The sequence below is a fragment of the uncultured Pontibacter sp. genome (genome assembly GCF_947495565.1).
Classification (GTDB): domain Bacteria; phylum Bacteroidota; class Bacteroidia; order Cytophagales; family Hymenobacteraceae; genus Pontibacter.
The window spans coordinates 1-15721 of the sequence record NZ_CANLZM010000026.1 but is presented as its reverse complement, the minus strand read 5'-3'; the positions used below and the strand labels follow the sequence as shown (position 1 = coordinate 15721).

General features: G+C 45.8%; 17 protein-coding genes and 2 pseudogenes. 11 read left to right on the top strand and 8 right to left on the bottom strand.

Annotated elements, in window-relative coordinates:
• The first annotated feature begins 372 nt into the window (after positions 1 to 372).
• The 5 genes and pseudogenes from Q1B04_RS19715 (at position 373) to Q1B04_RS19695 (ending at position 3967) form a co-directional block, all read left to right on the top strand.
• Complete coding sequence (locus Q1B04_RS19715) at positions 373 to 735, top strand: hypothetical protein (RefSeq protein ID WP_299762624.1); 363 nt, start codon at positions 373 to 375, stop codon at positions 733 to 735.
• A gap of 144 nt (positions 736 to 879) precedes the next feature.
• Positions 880 to 1764 carry a DsrE family protein gene (locus Q1B04_RS19710; RefSeq protein WP_299762622.1) on the top strand — a complete coding sequence of 295 codons (885 nt, stop codon included), beginning with the start codon at positions 880 to 882 and terminating at the stop codon, positions 1762 to 1764.
• A gap of 55 nt (positions 1765 to 1819) precedes the next feature.
• Complete coding sequence (locus Q1B04_RS19705) at positions 1820 to 2452, top strand: TlpA disulfide reductase family protein (RefSeq protein WP_299762619.1); 633 nt, start codon at positions 1820 to 1822, stop codon at positions 2450 to 2452.
• A gap of 124 nt (positions 2453 to 2576) precedes the next feature.
• Positions 2577 to 3023 carry a DsrE family protein gene (locus tag Q1B04_RS19700; protein ID WP_299762616.1) on the top strand — a complete coding sequence of 149 codons (447 nt, stop codon included), beginning with the start codon at positions 2577 to 2579 and terminating at the stop codon, positions 3021 to 3023.
• Between the two features lie 20 nt (positions 3024 to 3043).
• Positions 3044 to 3967 (top strand): annotated as a pseudogene (locus tag Q1B04_RS19695) (sterol desaturase family protein).
• An 80-nt stretch (positions 3968 to 4047) separates the two neighbouring features.
• On the opposite strand, the gene Q1B04_RS19690 reads toward Q1B04_RS19695, so the two are convergent.
• The 4 genes from Q1B04_RS19690 to Q1B04_RS19675 form a co-directional block, all read right to left on the bottom strand.
• Positions 4048 to 5658: a bifunctional UDP-sugar hydrolase/5'-nucleotidase gene (locus Q1B04_RS19690; protein WP_299762613.1), complete on the bottom strand. Its 1611-nt coding sequence runs from the start codon at positions 5656 to 5658 to the stop codon at positions 4048 to 4050.
• Positions 5659 to 5690: 32 nt separating this feature from the next.
• Positions 5691 to 7136 carry a bifunctional metallophosphatase/5'-nucleotidase gene (locus Q1B04_RS19685; RefSeq protein ID WP_299762610.1) on the bottom strand — a complete coding sequence of 482 codons (1446 nt, stop codon included), beginning with the start codon at positions 7134 to 7136 and terminating at the stop codon, positions 5691 to 5693.
• A gap of 100 nt (positions 7137 to 7236) precedes the next feature.
• Positions 7237 to 8172, bottom strand: a complete 936-nt coding sequence (locus Q1B04_RS19680) for a putative sulfate exporter family transporter (protein WP_299762608.1) — start codon at positions 8170 to 8172, stop codon at positions 7237 to 7239.
• Positions 8173 to 8178: 6 nt separating this feature from the next.
• Entirely contained in the window at positions 8179 to 8571 is a 393-nt protein-coding gene (locus Q1B04_RS19675; RefSeq protein WP_299762606.1) for a rhodanese-like domain-containing protein, read from the bottom strand.
• A gap of 160 nt (positions 8572 to 8731) precedes the next feature.
• Here Q1B04_RS19675 and Q1B04_RS19670 point away from each other — a divergent pair, with 160 nt between their 5' ends.
• The 4 genes from Q1B04_RS19670 (at position 8732) to Q1B04_RS19655 (ending at position 12669) form a co-directional block, all read left to right on the top strand.
• Complete coding sequence (locus tag Q1B04_RS19670; RefSeq protein ID WP_299762604.1) at positions 8732 to 9118, top strand: hypothetical protein; 387 nt, start codon at positions 8732 to 8734, stop codon at positions 9116 to 9118.
• Between the two features lie 217 nt (positions 9119 to 9335).
• Entirely contained in the window at positions 9336 to 9794 is a 459-nt protein-coding gene (locus Q1B04_RS19665) for a hypothetical protein (RefSeq protein ID WP_299762602.1), read from the top strand.
• A gap of 4 nt (positions 9795 to 9798) precedes the next feature.
• Positions 9799 to 11454, top strand: coding sequence for a 5'-nucleotidase C-terminal domain-containing protein (locus Q1B04_RS19660; RefSeq protein ID WP_299762600.1), 1656 nt, complete (start codon positions 9799 to 9801; stop codon positions 11452 to 11454).
• A gap of 162 nt (positions 11455 to 11616) precedes the next feature.
• A complete protein-coding gene (locus Q1B04_RS19655) occupies positions 11617 to 12669 on the top strand; it encodes a c-type cytochrome (RefSeq protein WP_299762598.1) in 1053 nt (350 codons plus the stop codon).
• 182 nt (positions 12670 to 12851) lie between these two features.
• Here Q1B04_RS19655 and Q1B04_RS19650 read toward each other — a convergent pair whose 3' ends face one another.
• The 4 genes and pseudogenes from Q1B04_RS19650 to Q1B04_RS19635 all read right to left on the bottom strand — a co-directional run bounded on the left by Q1B04_RS19650 (position 12852) and on the right by Q1B04_RS19635 (position 14008).
• The gene (locus tag Q1B04_RS19650; RefSeq protein WP_299762629.1) at positions 12852 to 13133 is read right to left on the bottom strand and encodes an IS3 family transposase; all 282 of its coding nucleotides are present in this window, start codon (positions 13131 to 13133) and stop codon (positions 12852 to 12854) included.
• A 107-nt stretch (positions 13134 to 13240) separates the two neighbouring features.
• Positions 13241 to 13387 carry a hypothetical protein gene (locus Q1B04_RS19645; RefSeq protein ID WP_299762596.1) on the bottom strand — a complete coding sequence of 49 codons (147 nt, stop codon included), beginning with the start codon at positions 13385 to 13387 and terminating at the stop codon, positions 13241 to 13243.
• A 93-nt stretch (positions 13388 to 13480) separates the two neighbouring features.
• Positions 13481 to 13570 (bottom strand): annotated as a pseudogene (locus tag Q1B04_RS20095) (hypothetical protein); the annotation flags it as partial.
• A gap of 123 nt (positions 13571 to 13693) precedes the next feature.
• Complete coding sequence (locus tag Q1B04_RS19635) at positions 13694 to 14008, bottom strand: transposase (RefSeq protein WP_299762591.1); 315 nt, start codon at positions 14006 to 14008, stop codon at positions 13694 to 13696.
• 12 nt (positions 14009 to 14020) lie between these two features.
• Between Q1B04_RS19635 and Q1B04_RS20090 the strand changes: the two genes are divergently transcribed.
• Together Q1B04_RS20090 and Q1B04_RS19630 are read left to right on the top strand one after the other, a co-directional pair.
• A complete protein-coding gene (locus Q1B04_RS20090) occupies positions 14021 to 14263 on the top strand; it encodes a T9SS type A sorting domain-containing protein (protein WP_366524747.1) in 243 nt (80 codons plus the stop codon).
• Positions 14264 to 14437: 174 nt separating this feature from the next.
• Positions 14438 to 15649: a GAF domain-containing sensor histidine kinase gene (locus Q1B04_RS19630; protein WP_299762588.1), complete on the top strand. Its 1212-nt coding sequence runs from the start codon at positions 14438 to 14440 to the stop codon at positions 15647 to 15649.
• Positions 15650 to 15721: the final 72 nt, after the last annotated feature.

The following is a 15721-nucleotide window of genomic DNA, read 5'->3' as shown; positions in this document are numbered from 1 at the left end:
AGAAGAGAACTTCAAGGCTTTTATTCTGCTGGCTTGTATGCTGATTCTGCTTAAACAATTTATGAGATAGCTTCTAGGCATTTTCCGCTTCTGGCGTGATTTTGGCTACGTTGCCGGTGCGGTTGCTGCCGGTATATTTGGTGATTTGTTCGGACTGGAAGCTGTTATACTTGGTACCGCTATACTTACTGTGGGTGCCGGATTACTCTCAGAATATAGGATGTGCTGTACCAAAAAGCTGCTGTGGCATAGTAAGGAATGTAGTATTAACTTTGTTAAAGTTACCCAACAGCATACTCTGAAGGAAAATTAAGTAACTATGACTTCTGCCTACTTTCCTTCTTAAACAGATACTGTAGCGCTTAAAAAAACATGAAAAACTACCTGCTGTTATTTGTAAGCCTTACGCTACTGCTCTTCACGATTCCGAAGAACGATAGTTTGCGCAGCTTTGCACAGCAGGCAGCGCTGAAAAAAGACTGTAAATACAGCAAGCATTTTGGCAAAAAGCCTTGTGCCAAAAAATGCCTGAAACACCAGACACACTCCAATCAGGAGAACAACACAGCAGGTATAGTTATTGATTGCAGCCAGCAGGTATACGCCATCGTTAATGAGCTGCCTTCAGAGCTTTTTATCTCTTTTGTATCACCCTACAAATTTATACTTCCACACATCAGGAAGCATCTTGCTCCTGTGTTGGAGCAAGACCCTGAGCCACCCCGACTTTCTTAAAATACACCCGATAGATTGAATGCATCAGCTTGTTTATTCATAGTTACAGTTGGTGCTGCCATACCGCTACTTCCCCAATAGGTGAATTGCTATAGGTATGCTTATACTTTATCTAACAATTTATTTTAAGAAAAATCAAAACTCATGGAAACTACTCCAAGACAAAAAATATCATTCTTGGTGCTGCGCAGCCTGGGCAGCCTAATCTTTATTATGGCTGGAATAAGCCACTTCTTGAAAACTGCCGTTGCAGCCGCACGTTTAGAAAAAGCACCGTTCGCACACCTGGCCACTTGGATGGCATCCGCCGAAACACTTATCTTACTTTCAGGCGCAGGTTTGCTCATTAGTGGTTTTATGCTGTTAGCCGGTTTCAAAACCAAACTGGCTTCTGCCGGATTGCTGGCTATATTGATACCGATCACGCTGACCGTACAGGTAGGGAGCGGAGACTATGGACCTTTGTTTAAAAACGTGGCGCTGGTTGGCTTTCTCATCTTTTTTATCATAAACGGTGCTGTGTACTATAGTATAGATTCGTTCCTTGAACAGAAAAAGAGAATTATTCCTATTCCTTCACGAAATAAGGGCTATGTAACTATAGTAGCTTTAGGACTGATGGTATTGCTTGGTTCCTGCGCTACAACAAGTGCTCAAAATACCACGCAACAGATCTCAACCGCACTTGCTACAAACACAAAATATGCCGTGCTCATAAGCCAGTCAAATCACTTAAAAGCAGCCGTAAACACAGCTGAGACGGTTACCAAAGACAGCAAGTATAACCGTGAAGCCTTTGTGGTGATGGCATGCGGAAAGTCGGTAGAAGCCTTCAAAAAGGATGGTACGATGGCTGCAGAGATAGCGAAAGGCAGCGCTGCCGGGGTTACGTACATGCTGTGCGGCATGTCGCTGAAGCAGTTCAACATAACTGCTGCCGATTTGGTGGATGGAGTAGAGATCACACCGAATGGCCTGACCTACATGTTTGACCTTAAGCAAAAAGGCTATACTACTGTGGAACTTTAGTCACATAACACCTTAAAAGATTCAGCCAATTTAGCTTCATTAACAAATCAACAGCATGAGTAAGAGGAAATTTTCAATAAAGGATATACCGGGCTGGGCTGTGATGCTTGGCGTATTTGGAATTTTATACTTAACCGGTTTGCATACAGAGTCCATTGGCCAAGTGCAGCGCATCCTGCTGGCTACAAGCATTAAAAACGCAGATGTAGCGGAAACCTTGCAGAACCCGGACGCTACCGCAGTAGTAGATGCCGCCGTGGCGAATACTGAAATGGCCGGAGCCAGTTTTAAAATGGTAGACGTGCAGGGCAAACAAGTAGCCTTTGAAAGCCTGAAAGGCAAAGTGGTATTCCTGAACATCTGGGCGACCTGGTGCCCGCCGTGTATCGCTGAGATGCCAAACATCCAGAAACTATACGACAAGGTAGGCTCTGATAAAATTGCCTTTGTAATGCTTTCTGTAGATGAAGGTGGCATGGAAAAGGTGAAGAAGTTTGTCGATAAGAAAAAGTACACATTCCCGGTATACAAGCCGGCCAGCCAGTTCCCGCAGGAGTTCTACTCTAACGCCATACCTACTACCTTCATCATTTCACTGGAAGGTAAGATCGTGGCCAAGCAGGAAGGCATGGCCGATTACAACACACCGGAAGTTGTGGAGTTTCTGCAGGGGATGGTAAAAAAGTAATATCTATCCATATGCATAGTTTGCGAGGAGTGGACTATGCATATGGCTTACAACCAATTAAATTATGGAAGCTATACTTCCAAGCTCAAGAATTTAGCAAATCATATACTTAAACAAGCAAATTATGAAATTGAAACTGATCATGATGGTGCTGGTGGCTACTCTGGTAGCGCCTCTTTCCATGGCCCAGGCACAAACAAAGTCGAAAGCTAAAAAAACGGAACAAACTTCGCAGCGGAAGATTGTTTATGATCTGTCGGTAGCTGACACTACAATGCATGCCGGCTTGATGCGCCAGTTAAATAACATAAAACGCGGCTGGCCTGATGCACAAATTGAAGTGGTGGTCCACGGCAAAGCGCTCAACATGTTGGTTACTGGTAAATCAACCCAAGCCAACGCCATAAAAGAATTACAAGCCAAAGGGGTAGTTTTTGCTGCTTGCGAGAATACGATGAAAAGAGCTAAAGTAGAAAAGAGCCAGCTGCTGCCGAATGTACCTACAGTGCCAATGGGCATTGGTGAAATCGTAACTAAACAGGAAGAAGGCTGGAGTTACATTAAGTTTTAGAAACTATAAAAGTATATCTATTGGCAAAATACTGGCAGATCTTCGTCTCGTCTTTTACGGATTATGGAAACTACCTTTTGCGGGAAGTTCTTAATCCGGGTTGGGGTAACTATTTCTACTGGCTGATCGGCTTATCGCTTATCTTCTGGCTTTTAGAAATAGTTAAGCCCTGGCGTGCCCAACAGGCTATACTCCGAAAGGATTTCTGGCTCGATGGCTTTTACATGTTCTTCAACTTCTTCCTGTTTTCGCTTATCGGGTTCAATGCCATTTCTAACATTGGTGTAGAAGCGTTCAATGATTTCCTGTCGTTATTTGGCATTACCAACCTGGTAGCTTTTGAAGTGCAGTCATGGCCCATGGGGGCGCAGCTGCTCACTTTATTTATAGTCCGCGATTTTATATAATGGAACGTACACCGGCTGCTGCACTGCTCCGAATTACTGTGGCGCTTTCACAAGGTCCATCATTCAGTGCAACAAATGGGCTTTGCGGCGCACCTGCGCTTCCATTGGGCCGAAACTATAGTTTACAGAACAAAAGAGTACATCCCGCTGGCCATGATAGGTTTTGGTATTCAGGATGTCTTTTTAGTGCACATTTTTGCGACTTCTATTGGCCATTTCAACCATTCTAACATAAACGTTCCGTTAGGTCCGTTACGCTACCTATTTAATAATCCGCAGATGCACATCTGGCACCACGCCAAGCATATGCCCCATCGTTACGGCGCAAACAGTGGCATCAGCTTAAGTGTTTGGGATTACCTGTTTGGTACAGTTTATATGCCCAAAGATGGCCGTGATATTGCACTAGGCTTTGATGATGTAGAGCAGTATCCGGAGTCGTTTGTAGATCAACAGTTACATCCATTCCTGAACAACCGCTCGAACGGTGAGTCAAGTATAAGGAAAGAAGAAATAAAACACCTGGAGAAAGTATAAGAGGTTGTGCTTTCAGGCAAACTAAAAGTCCCGTGGAAGAGATTTACCACGGGACTTTTAGTTTGATAAGTAGTTTATACTTAGCGTTTGATGGTCACTTCGCCCATATTAGCTGGCATATCTACTGTCTTCATTTCCTTTAACTTCTGAATGATGAAGTCGGTTAATGGTTGCACTGCTCTGTTGATGTTTTGCCCTTTGCCTATCTCATCGAAGTTATGCAGCCCGGTTAGTAAGCCATTATGGGTGACAACCTTGTAATTCTGTGTATCTTCGACTGGTTGACTTTTAATTTGTACGTTGCTGATTCGTTGTCCGACTGGCTTGGTAAGATCCATTTCATAGCGGATGCCTGCTGTTTGGATAAGACCACCCACCGCTTCCAGTTTGTTATCCGGCTTTAAATTTTTTGCCGCCTGCTCCAGAGTTGATTTCAACTGCTTTCCTGTCATAGTTAGAGTTACTATCTTGGATGGGTGTGGCAACAGCTTATATATTTCTTCACTTGTCGCAGGACCAGACTTTAAAGAGATACCATACCCTACTCCCGGCATAATAGCTATGTCTCCACTGAAGCTTTCTATTAGCAGATTACCTACCAGTTTATCAAATGGGCTTTCAGATTTATACTGTCTGCCGATGACTGCTTTGCTTTCCACCACATATTCCTGTAGCTTTTCCAGGTGTGGTTTGCGCTGTTCGTCAATCAGCGCTTGCATGGCTGCATCAGGCTGCACCTGCTCGTTCCAGAGCCAATGATGATGCGTTTTCACATCAATCAGTTTTTGGTCCCTTACTACCAGTTCTGTTTCACCTAACACCGCTGCATCTGACATAGCCTGCACCACATAGGTCCGCCCTATCTTCTTTCTTGGTTCCAGTATGTCGTGGCTATGGGCTCCTATGATCAGGTCTATACCTGCTACTTCACGCGCCATTTTGTAATCCACAGCCGTTCCTTCATGTGAAAGCACCACCACTACATCGGCTTTTTTTCGGAGTTCCGGCACATAGGTCTGCGCGACTTCCTGCCCTACTTTAAAGGTAAGTCCCTTCACATTATCCGGATTACCGGTTTTAGGTGTATTTCGGTAACCAAGGGCTAGAATAGCCACCTTCACACCATTCTTCTCCTTGATGATGTAAGGCTCTCCGAAAACAGTTTGCTGCGTGTTGTCATCTGTAATGTTTGCTGCCCGCATTGGAAAGGTCGCCAATTGCTCTAGTTCGCTCGTGCGCTGCAAACCATAGTCAAAATCATGGTTTCCGAGCGCCATCAGGTCATAATTCACCGCATTCATTAAACGGATCAAGGCTTCACCTTTGGTCAGGTTGCCCAGTTGGTCGTCACTAAATGTATCACCGCCATCTACCAGCAACACCTTATCTGCCCCCTTCTCATTTCGCACCTTATTAACAGCGGTAGCCAGATAGGCATAGCCCCCTATCTTGGCTGTTTTATCGAATATTATAAGTGTATCGCGACCAGCGTCGCCGGTTTGGGCTGTCGCATTATCCGTTGTCGTCAGGAAAGGCATATAAGAACCGTGCATGTCATTGGTGTGCAAAATGATTATTGATTTCTGCTCTTTTCCTGCTATTTCGCTTGCAGCCGTTGCTGTCGGGTTTGAGTTTGTACAAGCGCCTGCAAGTATAAGTGGCGCCATCATAAAGGGTAATCCCAAATGCATACTTATCTTCATCGTACTATAATTGGTGAGATTTATACAGCCGTGAATGTGCCTAACAGGTCAGCACGAACAGGAGAATGGTTATCCAGGTATTGCTTCATGGCTTCGATAGCCTTAATACCTGCGTTGGCGCGGTTGGCACCATACTTTTCAGGCACGCCCTGCTCTGTCACGAAAGCGGCTTTATACCTTCGCTGTAAGTCCAGTTCTTCGTCGTTCACAAAGAGCTTCTGAATACGGTTATCTTTAGGCGCTTCTATCTTCACAAAGGCTCTTAAGCCCAAGCAGCGCTTTAAAAATCCGCCTTGCTGCGCGTAAGGGTCCGGTGAAAACGTTTTCTCCAGGTTCTCTTCCAGCATGTCCTGTAGTTCCTGCCCCGTCAGTTCTACCGTTTGTATAGGCGGATTCATGGGGATGATGTTGTAAAGGTCGTTCAGGGTAACAGGTCCGGGAACAACAGGTGCTCCGTAACGCCAACCATTCGAAAAAGCCAGCTCTGCTCCTGTTGCGTGCAGCATACTTTGCAGCAGGAAATTATCCATGGTAGATTCAAGAATGTTATTCCGGTTCAGTACCGTAGCCGTCTCTCCCACTATCTGGTTTAGCTCTTTTTTGTAAGGCTGAACAGCTTGCTGCACCAGTTCCTGCATGTGAGCATCGTCAGGTAGTTTATCGGAAATTTCTACCAGCTCATGTTTATAGTTGGAGATTCTGCCATTTTCTATGGTCAGATCCAGCCGCCCCAGGAAGGAACCGTGACAGCCAGACTCAATCACAATCGTTTGCCCCTGTTTTGCAGCATTAGTTGTACGGTAATGGGTATGGCTACTCAAGCAAATATCCACGCCTTCCACTTCGGAAAGCAGCTTCATATTCTGCGGAAAGCCCAGGTGAGAGATCAGAATAAGTAAATTAACCTTTTCTTCCTGCCTTAGCTTTTGAATGTAGCCGGGCAGTTCTTCATTGCCCAACGTAAAATAGATGCCTTCGCTGAAGTGCGGGGGCATGGTCTTATCAACGATGTTACAGGCAATGCCTACTATACCTATTTTCAAGCCACTTACTTCTTTCAAGGCATAAGGCGCAAACACCAGCTTATCTGTAGCTTTCTCAAACACATTGATAGCCACCATAGGATAGTTGAGCATCGCACTCAGTTTCCTGAACTGCTCCGGACCGTAGGCAAATTCCCAATGTGCCGTCATGGCTGCCAGGCCAAGTTCATTCAACACAGGCACCATCACTTCACCTTTCGATGCAACAGCCGGATAGGTGCCGTGAAACGTATCTCCGCAATCTAGTGCCAGCACACCTTTTTGCTCTTTCCGAAGCTGTTTCATATAACCTGCTATCTTGGCAAAGCCACCTGCTTGACGGTATTTCGATTTACCACTCTCCCAGAACATTTCCTGGTGAGGCTCCAGGTAGGCATGGGTATCGTTGAGCTGAAGAATAGTTAAATTCTTATGTGTGTCCATAGTTAAGTAGATAAGGCTACAGAACTAAGTTTAGTTAGTTCTGTAGCCATTGAGTTTAATATGTTATATAATTCCTTTTACAGGCAATGCTGCTACTCTGTTAAACTACATAGTAAACCGCCAGCAGAGAGCCTGCTGCCACAACCAGCCAAAGCACCACTCCTTGTAGGAATGGCCTGATACTAATGGTTCTGAGCAGCGACATGCTGATGCCAGCACCCGTTAAAAATAAACTGATAACTAAGCCTTTCCTGGCCAGCATGGTCAGCCAGCCATACACTTCGCTCAGGCCAGTCAGAAAAGTGCTGAACAGAGATGATACCAGGAAGAAAAGTATGAACTTTGGGAAGCTTGCCTTGCCTTCAGACTTAAACAGAAAGCCTGTAATCAGTACCATCGGGAGTATCCATAGCGCACGCGTGAGTTTAAGCGTAGTGGCAATCTCGAGTGCTTTTTCACCGAACTCTGTGGCAGCTCCCACTACAGAACTAGTATCATGTATGGCAATAGCGGCCCAAATCCCGAACTGTTCCTGTGAAAGTTGCAGCTGATTGCCAATGAACGGGAAAACAAACAAAGCCAGCGCATTCAGAATGAACACTACACCCAGCGCTACAGAAATCTCCTTTTCTGATGCTTTGATAGCCGGGGCAACCGCTGCAATGGCGCTTCCTCCACAAATAGCCGTACCCGCTGATATAAGGTGATTTAGCTTTTTCTCAACGCCTAGCAGTTTTGCCAATAGTAAACCGACCACCATAGTGGCAATAAGCGAGATGGCCGTATAGAAAAAGCCCGTTAAACCGGTTTCAGCTACCTGGTACAGGTTAATGCCAAAACCCAAGCCTACTACGGAAGCCTGTAGCGCGTATTTAGTAATCTTGCTCAGTTTTGCCGGATAAGGATTACCAAAAATCAGTCCTAATACGATACCAGAGAATAAAGCAAACGGCGCACTGATTAGGTCTGATGCTACAATCAGAAACAATATAAGCCAGAAAATGCCCAGCTGGATAGATCTTTTACTTGAAATCACCACCGTTTAGTTTGTTTGTATCCCTGCTGATTCAAGCGCGTCAAATCCTACAGTTGCGTTGTAGATGTTATTGAAATTATGGCGCTTCATGACTGCTGTTGCTTTACTACTTCTGTTCCCGGATTTACAGTATAGCAGGTAGGTGGCGACGGTGTCCAGTTTGGCTATTTTCTGTTCAAAATCCGATGAAGTATAGTCTATATTAACAGCGCCTTCCAGGTGGCCGTCCTGAAATTCATAAGGTGTCCGCACATCCAGCACTATAATATCCTGACCAGACGCAATAAGCTGCTTTACTTCGGTTGCATTTAAATTTACATTTGTACTACCTGATTCCTGCTGACAACTGCTAAATCCAAAAAGCAGCACGAAAGCAATTAGTTTTACTACATAGTTCATAGGCATAGTTTAATTTTAAGCTTCTAATAAGTCTATAGTTTGCAAGTACACACATTGCTGCCTGAACCTATGTGACAAATGTCACAGTTAAGCTCATGCTATTTCGCTTGTTTTGTAAAATATCATAGCAGAACTTCGTTATAAACTATAAAAGCATTACTTGAAGCACTACCTGCACATATGGGCTATTTTGATGTTAATCCTACATCTTTCGACGTTGACCATCATCAGCTTCGTGCCAAGAGAGCTTGCGGGTGTCTCTATTAAGAAGGTTTGTCTGAGGAAAGAAGCTCAAAAGCAGTTAGCGGCATCGGCTGATAAAGCCATATATTTAAAGCAGCTGCTAAAGAAAGGACCAGATACAGAAAACGGGCAGCAAGATAGAAATGTTGAAATCCATTGCTCTGTAAAACTGATAAGCACGGCAGCCGCTGATGAATTCGTGTTTGTGCCTTTATACCTGGCCTGCCAAAAATCCGGGTTCAATCAGATAAGCTACTACTCCCCCAGCAAATTTTTGGAGCCTGACCCGCCCAGGCTTAGCTAAATTTTCCCTATTGGATTACTGTACCGTTCCTATCGGGGAATCACCTCTGCGGTAGGTTGATTCCTTCCTTTAGAAGACACACCTGCTAACGAGGATCTACGCAAACCTTGCATCGGCATGCAGTAACCATCCGCCTCCATAGATGATGCTATTGCGAGATAAAGCTATACAGCAGGCTTTCCGCAATACGATACTATTATCCTATAAATTTTATAATATGAAGTTGAATCAACTATTTGCACTTCTGCCGATTGTGCTTCTGCTTATGCGGCTAACGAGCGGGACAAGCTTTGCACAAAGTCTTCCCCCGCTTACTGCCACAGAAAAGGCTGACTTGCAACACCACCAGACCTATGCCTTTTTAGCCAAAGAAGACAGGCATATAAAAGGGGCCTGGGAGACCTACCAGCAACTTAAAAATTCAGGAATACAGGTGCAGCACTTTGAAGTGATTGCCATCGGAAATGCTGTAAAAAGCATAACGGCAGAACAGGAATTAGGAAAGTTCATACAGGAAAAATCAGATGGGACTTTCAGCGTGACTGCTTGCCAGATTGCGCTGGACAGACACAAAATTGATAAGAAAACCCTGCCAAAGGCTGCCGCCGTGATTTCCAACGGTTATATCCGCTTATACCAGCTGCAGGCAAAAAGGCACCTCGTTATCCAACCCTAACAACATGAAAATGATTAACCTATTTAAAAAGACACTACTTACTGCTCTTCCGCTTGCAGGCTTCTGGATGACCTCCTGCCAGACAACAGGGAAGGGAGAAACAAAAGCCAGCAACGATGGCATTGAAACCATCACCATCTTACAGACAGCCGACATCCATGGGCAGCTAATGCCCCACAAGGAGATGTTCGTGGAGAACGGGGAGTTTGTGTTTAAAGAGCGCGGCGGTGTGGCTAACATCCAGACGCTCTTCAAACAGGTAAAGGCAGAGAACCCCGAAGGTACTGTTATTGTAGACGGCGGCGACCTGATACAGGGAAGTGCCGTGGCCGCCATGTCGGAAGGAGATGCAATCGCCCCTGTCATCAAAGCAATGGACTATGACTTCCTGATACCCGGTAATTGGGAGGTAATCTTTGGCAGCCAGAAAATGCGCAGCATACTAGCCGCGTATGGCAAGCCGGTAGTGTGTGCCAACATCTACGACGAGGCCAGCTCTGAGCTGCTGTACCCGCCCTATATCATCAAAGAAATGAAAGGCGTAAAACTAGGCTTCATTTCCTACAACGACCCGGAAGTACCGGTTCGCCAAAATCCGGTATTCAGCAAAGGGCTTGTTTTTAAAGGGTTAGAAGACAACCTCCAACCGCTTATCAAAGAACTGAAAGAAGATAAAGGTGTGGACATCCTGTTCCTGGTAACGCACCTGGGAATCTCCAAGCAGATTTACCTGGCTGACCAACCTGAAATTGAAGGCGTGGACTTTATATTGGGCAACGATACGCACGAGAGAATCAGGAAGCCGCTGAAGCGCAAGTATGCGCAGGTAGTAGAACCGGGTGGCTTTGGTTCCTTTGTTGGTCGCTTGGACCTGCAGGTGAAAGACGGTAAAATAGTAGACCAAAACTATGAACTGATGGATGTAGACCCTAAGAGATACCCGGCTGACCCTACCGTACAGAAAATAGTAGATGAGCAGATGGCGCCTTATAAGGAGCAGATGGACCGTGTATTGGGCTATACCACGGAACCGCTCTACCGTTACCTGGTGGTGGAGAATGCACTGGACAATATGATCACCGACGCAGTTCGCTGGAAGACGGGTGCTGATATTGCTATTTCAAACGGTTTCCGTTTCGGTACCCCGATCGTACCAAATGCCTCAGGCAAGGCGCCTATCACCTACAGCGACATCTGGAACATGCTACCTGTGAACGAGAACGTGAAAACAGGCAAGACTACAGGCCAGCAGATAAAGAACTGGATGGAACAGGAACTGCACAACGTGTTCGCAGAGAAGCCACTGGAGCGCTTTGGTGGCTGGGTAATTCGCTTCTCCGGAATGGTACTGACCTTCAAAGCCAATGCGCCGAAGGGAGAGCGTGTGCAGTCTATCCAAATTGGCGGTAAGCCACTTGACCTGAAGAAGGAATATACCATGGCTGCTTGCCGCAGAACCGGTGAGCCAGACCATGTGCTGTGCCGCATGCCGAATGCCAAAGACCCTAAAGTACTGGATTATACCGTTCACGATGTGATGAAAGAGTACCTGATAAAGAATGGCACAGTATCTCCTAAAATAGACGGAAGAGCCAAAGTGCTGGACCTGGAATCGCCGGTACTTTCGCAGTTACCAAACGTGGATTATACTTTCAGATAAGAGTTTAGTGTTTGTGTTTCTAAGAGCAGGAAGTTTAGGCTTCCTGCTTTTTTTATGAACAACTGATAAGGTTTTGCAATAAAATGCATCATGTGACAAAAGTCACATACATGTTAATAGGTATAAGCTAGCTTGTACTGCTATTCACTTTATACTACCCTTATGAAAAGAGATAATGACAAAGAGTTTGGAAGTTTGCTAATTAAGTTCTCTAATTTAATAGGCTTAAGCGCCCTTACTACCATTCTACTGTTATTTTTAGTTTTCATCTTCCGTTTAACACCTGCACATACTTACTTACCGGATTTTAGCCAAGTCTTTCAGGATAGCGCTCCAAATGAAGTTACTGAAACTGTAGGGGACGATGAGATATGGAAAGTTCCGGACCTGGCTTCTTTGCCTGCGACACCTGAGGGTGATCAGATACGCTACGGGCACGAGCTGGTAAAAAACACAGCTCAATACCTTGGTCCTGAAGGAAGTGTACTGCATATATCAAACGGAATGAACTGCCAGAACTGCCACCTGGATGCCGGCACGAAGCCCTACGGTAATAACTATGCGCTAGTAGCGTCTACCTATCCTAAAGTTAGGGCAAGATCCGGAATGGAAGAGGATGTGACGAAACGTGTAGCTGACTGCTTTGAACGTAGTCTTAACGGAACCGCACCTGGTAAAGACACTAAGGAAATGCGAGCAATGGTTGCTTACATCCAATGGGTTGGTAAGGATGTAAAAAAAGGGAATAAAGTGAAGGGTTCTGGTTTGATGGATATAGAGATGCTGAACCGTGCATCCAGTCCTGAATTAGGAAAGGTCATATACATACACAAATGTCAGGTATGCCACGGCGAAGAAGGCGAAGGCATGAAGCCACAAGGTAGTGCAGTATATGTATACCCACCACTATGGGGTGAAAACAGCTACAACGATGGTGCTGGCCTTTACCGCATTTCTAATTTTGCCAAATATGTGAAAGCTAATATGCCTTTGGGAGCAACGTATGACAACCCTCAACTAACTGATGAAGAAGCTTGGGACGTAGCTGCTTTTGTTAACTCAATGCTCCGCCCTAATAAAAACATCAGCAATGACTGGCCTGATATATCAAAGAAGCCATTTGACCATCCTTTTGGTCCTTATACCGATAATTTTAATGAAGAACAGCATAAGTATGGCCCCTTTCAGCCAATTATTACATCACAAGGAAAGTAAAGCAGGGCTAAAAGCTAAAAATTAAGACAGCAGACAGAAACTGATGCCTAAGGTTCATCCCACTAATAAACGTCTTCACAAACCCAAATACCTTTGCCGTAATGCGCTCAGCCACCGGCTTGCACTCCATCAATTTCAGCTTGGCCGGCATGGAATTGCAATAGTTTACTGGAGGCTTTATCTTAGGCAGCCATACCTTGTTGGTATAACCATTCTTCATACTGGCAAGGGGTCAGGTAGCCAAGTGCTGAATGCCTCCTTTTCCGGTTGTAAAAACTCGCAATGTACTCAAACACAGCCAGCCGGGCCTCGTGTCTGGTGGTGAATTGGTGGTGGTAGACCATCTCCGTTTTCATCGTCTTAAAGAAGCTCTCAGTCACTGCGTTGTCCCAGCAGTGGCCCTGCGGCTCATGCTCTGGCTGATCAAGGGGTAAGCCCCCAGCTCTTTTCTGAACTCGTCGCAGGCGTACTGCACCCCTCTGTCAGAGTGAAAGACCAGCTGCCGGCAACAGGCCTGTTGCCGGCAGCCATTCTCAGAGCCGCCACACTCGTGTGCTCTGCCCTCATGGTTTCAGCCCACCACTTTCCTGTCGGCCAGGTCCAGCACCGCCGTCAGGTAGAGCCAGCCCTCCCCGGTTCTGATGTAGGTGACATCCGACACCCATGCCTGGCCAGTGGCCGCAGCCGAGAAGTTTCGGTTCAGCAGGTTCCCGCTCACGGCAAAACCGTGTCTCGAGTCAGTGGTGGCCCGGAACCGCCTTGCCGTCTTTGCCCTGATCTGGGCCTGCTTCATCAGCCGGGCTACCCTGGGTCTTGAAACCTGAATTTGCCGGGCTTTCAGGGCCCGGCTGATCCTGGGGCTGCCGTAGTGCTGCCTGCTCTTCTGCTGCTCCTGCTTGATCAGTGACAGCAGCCTCTTGGGCTCTTCTTGATACAGACCCTTTCAAAGAACCGTAGTAGCCGCTCCTGCTGACTTTGAACACCTGGCACATCTTCTCAACGGGAAACCTGGAGCTTTGGGAGCTTAAAAACCCGTCGATTTCCCGTCTCCCCTGGAGAAGATGCTGATGGCCTTTTTTAGGATGTCCCTTTCCATCTCCACATCCCGGAGCTGCTTGCGGAGCCTGGCTGCCTCGGCCTCCTCCGGTGTGTGCCTGGCTTTACCTTGGCCCGTGAAACTGCCCTCTGGCTTCTCCAGGTGCTCTGAGTGCCAGCGGTAGATCAGCTCGGGCCGAACGCCCAGCTCTTTGGCCAGCTCATTGTTATTCCCCCGGCTCTTGCTGAGCTCCACGGCCATCAGCTGGAAGTACTTGTCAAACTTCCTTCTCTCTTGTGACATAACGTTAAGGTATTGCTTTTTCGCTTAACTCCCTGTCCGCTCAAATGTAGCAACTCCTATCTGGACCTGACAGCTTTGCCGGAACAAGAGTATAGTATAATCTTGAGAAGTATAACCGGCAAAACAACTAAGCAAATTTTGGGGAGAGGAAGCAGTCTGGTTCTATTAGATATAAGTAATCTTGCAAATGGTAAGTATATTATTCAAATTAAAGGAGAGAATAATTTCCAGAGCTTAAATTTTCTAAAGAAGTAATAGTTAATCGGGAGCTAGAAGTATAAACTGGCTATTTCCTATATAAATATAAAGCTGCTTGAATAATTTAGTTAGTTCACTCCTACAACATCTGGCTACTCAATAACACAAGAACGCTTGTAAGTATCAGCTTTTTAATCTTATTTCGTGCGAAAATTTTGAAATGCATACTTTATGCCAACGTACTCTCCTATTCCGGTTAATGAGTTTGAGCGGGTGTTAGACCTTACAGAGCTTGACCTTGACTACACAGCTCATCATGAGAGTTTTGAAGACCTTGTAAAGCTTGCCGCACGAGTGGCAGGCACGGAGATTTCGCTGCTGAACCTGATCGACTCCTTTACGCAGTGGACTATCTCCAGGCACGGTATGGACGTTGAACAGACGCCCCGTGACGAAACTGTTTGTCAATTCACCATTATGGAGAGCGATTACCTGGAGATAAAAGATTTCACACAGGATGAGCGCTTTCAGGATGATCCGTACGTTACCGGCGAACCCAAGCTGCGCTACTATTTTGGTATACCCCTCAAAACACCAGCCGGCCATAGTATCGGCGCACTCTGTGTTCTTGATAAGGTAGAGCGCACGCTTAATCCGGAAAAAGTAGAATTGCTTAAAATTATTGCGGATGAGATTGTTGCCCGACTGATGATGGTTCAGGCTATCAACACTTTAAAGTATGATTTAATTGAGGCAAAGGAAGTTAAGAAACGCGTTGCCCACGATATTAGAGGGCCAATAGGCGGCATTATAGGTCTGGCTCAACTTATTAGCCAACGTGGCGAACAGAACAAGTTGGATGATGTACTGCAATTCATCAAGCTTATTCAAAAAAGCGGCACCTCGCTACTGGAGCTTGCCGACGAAATTCTAAACACGGAAGTAAAATCCTCACAAGAGATACCGACGCTTGGCGAACATGAGCTTAACCTGCTGATGTTTAGGGATAAGCTTACGAAGTTATACCTACCTCAGGCAAGGAATAAAGATATTAATTTCTCGGTGAATATTAACCCTGCAAATGGTGTGGTGCCATTCCCGAAGAACAAGTTACTGCAGATAACCGGCAACTTAGTTTCCAATGCTATAAAGTTTACTCCTACTCAAGGCCGAGTTACCGTTGACTTGGATTTAGAAATAAAAGGGAATGCCAAAGACCTGCACATTGTTGTAAGTGATACGGGTGTTGGCCTGAATGTACCAAAGTTAGAAGCTATACTTGCTGGCACTGCTACCTCTACCGACGGCACGGGCGGAGAACAAGGCTATGGCTTTGGCTTGCCGCTTGTAAAACATTTAGTTGATGGACTCAAAGGCGCGCTTACTGTAAAGTCTGCTCCAGGAGAGGGTGCCATATTCGATATAAAGCTTCCTTTTATCTAAGAGGCTGTTTTGATTTGATTGAATAAAAAAGCAGGTGCCGGTTGTTCAGGTAAGAAAAGTTTGCAGACTTAT

What these genes read in the sequence shown, in the direction of transcription:
- Q1B04_RS19715 (WP_299762624.1), top strand. Translation starts at nt 373, where the DNA reads ATGAAAAACTACCTGCTGTTATTTGTAAGCCTTACGCTACTGCTCTTC.
- Q1B04_RS19710 (WP_299762622.1), top strand. Translation starts at nt 880, where the DNA reads ATGGAAACTACTCCAAGACAAAAAATATCATTCTTGGTGCTGCGCAGC.
- Q1B04_RS19705 (WP_299762619.1), top strand. Translation starts at nt 1,820, where the DNA reads ATGAGTAAGAGGAAATTTTCAATAAAGGATATACCGGGCTGGGCTGTG.
- Q1B04_RS19700 (WP_299762616.1), top strand. Translation starts at nt 2,577, where the DNA reads ATGAAATTGAAACTGATCATGATGGTGCTGGTGGCTACTCTGGTAGCG.
- Q1B04_RS19690 (WP_299762613.1), bottom strand. Translation starts at nt 5,658, where the DNA reads ATGCATTTGGGATTACCCTTTATGATGGCGCCACTTATACTTGCAGGC.
- Q1B04_RS19685 (WP_299762610.1), bottom strand. Translation starts at nt 7,136, where the DNA reads ATGGACACACATAAGAATTTAACTATTCTTCAGCTCAACGATACCCAT.
- Q1B04_RS19675 (WP_299762606.1), bottom strand. Translation starts at nt 8,571, where the DNA reads ATGAACTATGTAGTAAAACTAATTGCTTTCGTGCTGCTTTTTGGATTT.
- Q1B04_RS19665 (WP_299762602.1), top strand. Translation starts at nt 9,336, where the DNA reads ATGAAGTTGAATCAACTATTTGCACTTCTGCCGATTGTGCTTCTGCTT.
- Q1B04_RS19660 (WP_299762600.1), top strand. Translation starts at nt 9,799, where the DNA reads ATGAAAATGATTAACCTATTTAAAAAGACACTACTTACTGCTCTTCCG.
- Q1B04_RS19655 (WP_299762598.1), top strand. Translation starts at nt 11,617, where the DNA reads ATGAAAAGAGATAATGACAAAGAGTTTGGAAGTTTGCTAATTAAGTTC.
- Q1B04_RS19635 (WP_299762591.1), bottom strand. Translation starts at nt 14,008, where the DNA reads ATGTCACAAGAGAGAAGGAAGTTTGACAAGTACTTCCAGCTGATGGCC.
- Q1B04_RS19630 (WP_299762588.1), top strand. Translation starts at nt 14,438, where the DNA reads ATGCCAACGTACTCTCCTATTCCGGTTAATGAGTTTGAGCGGGTGTTA.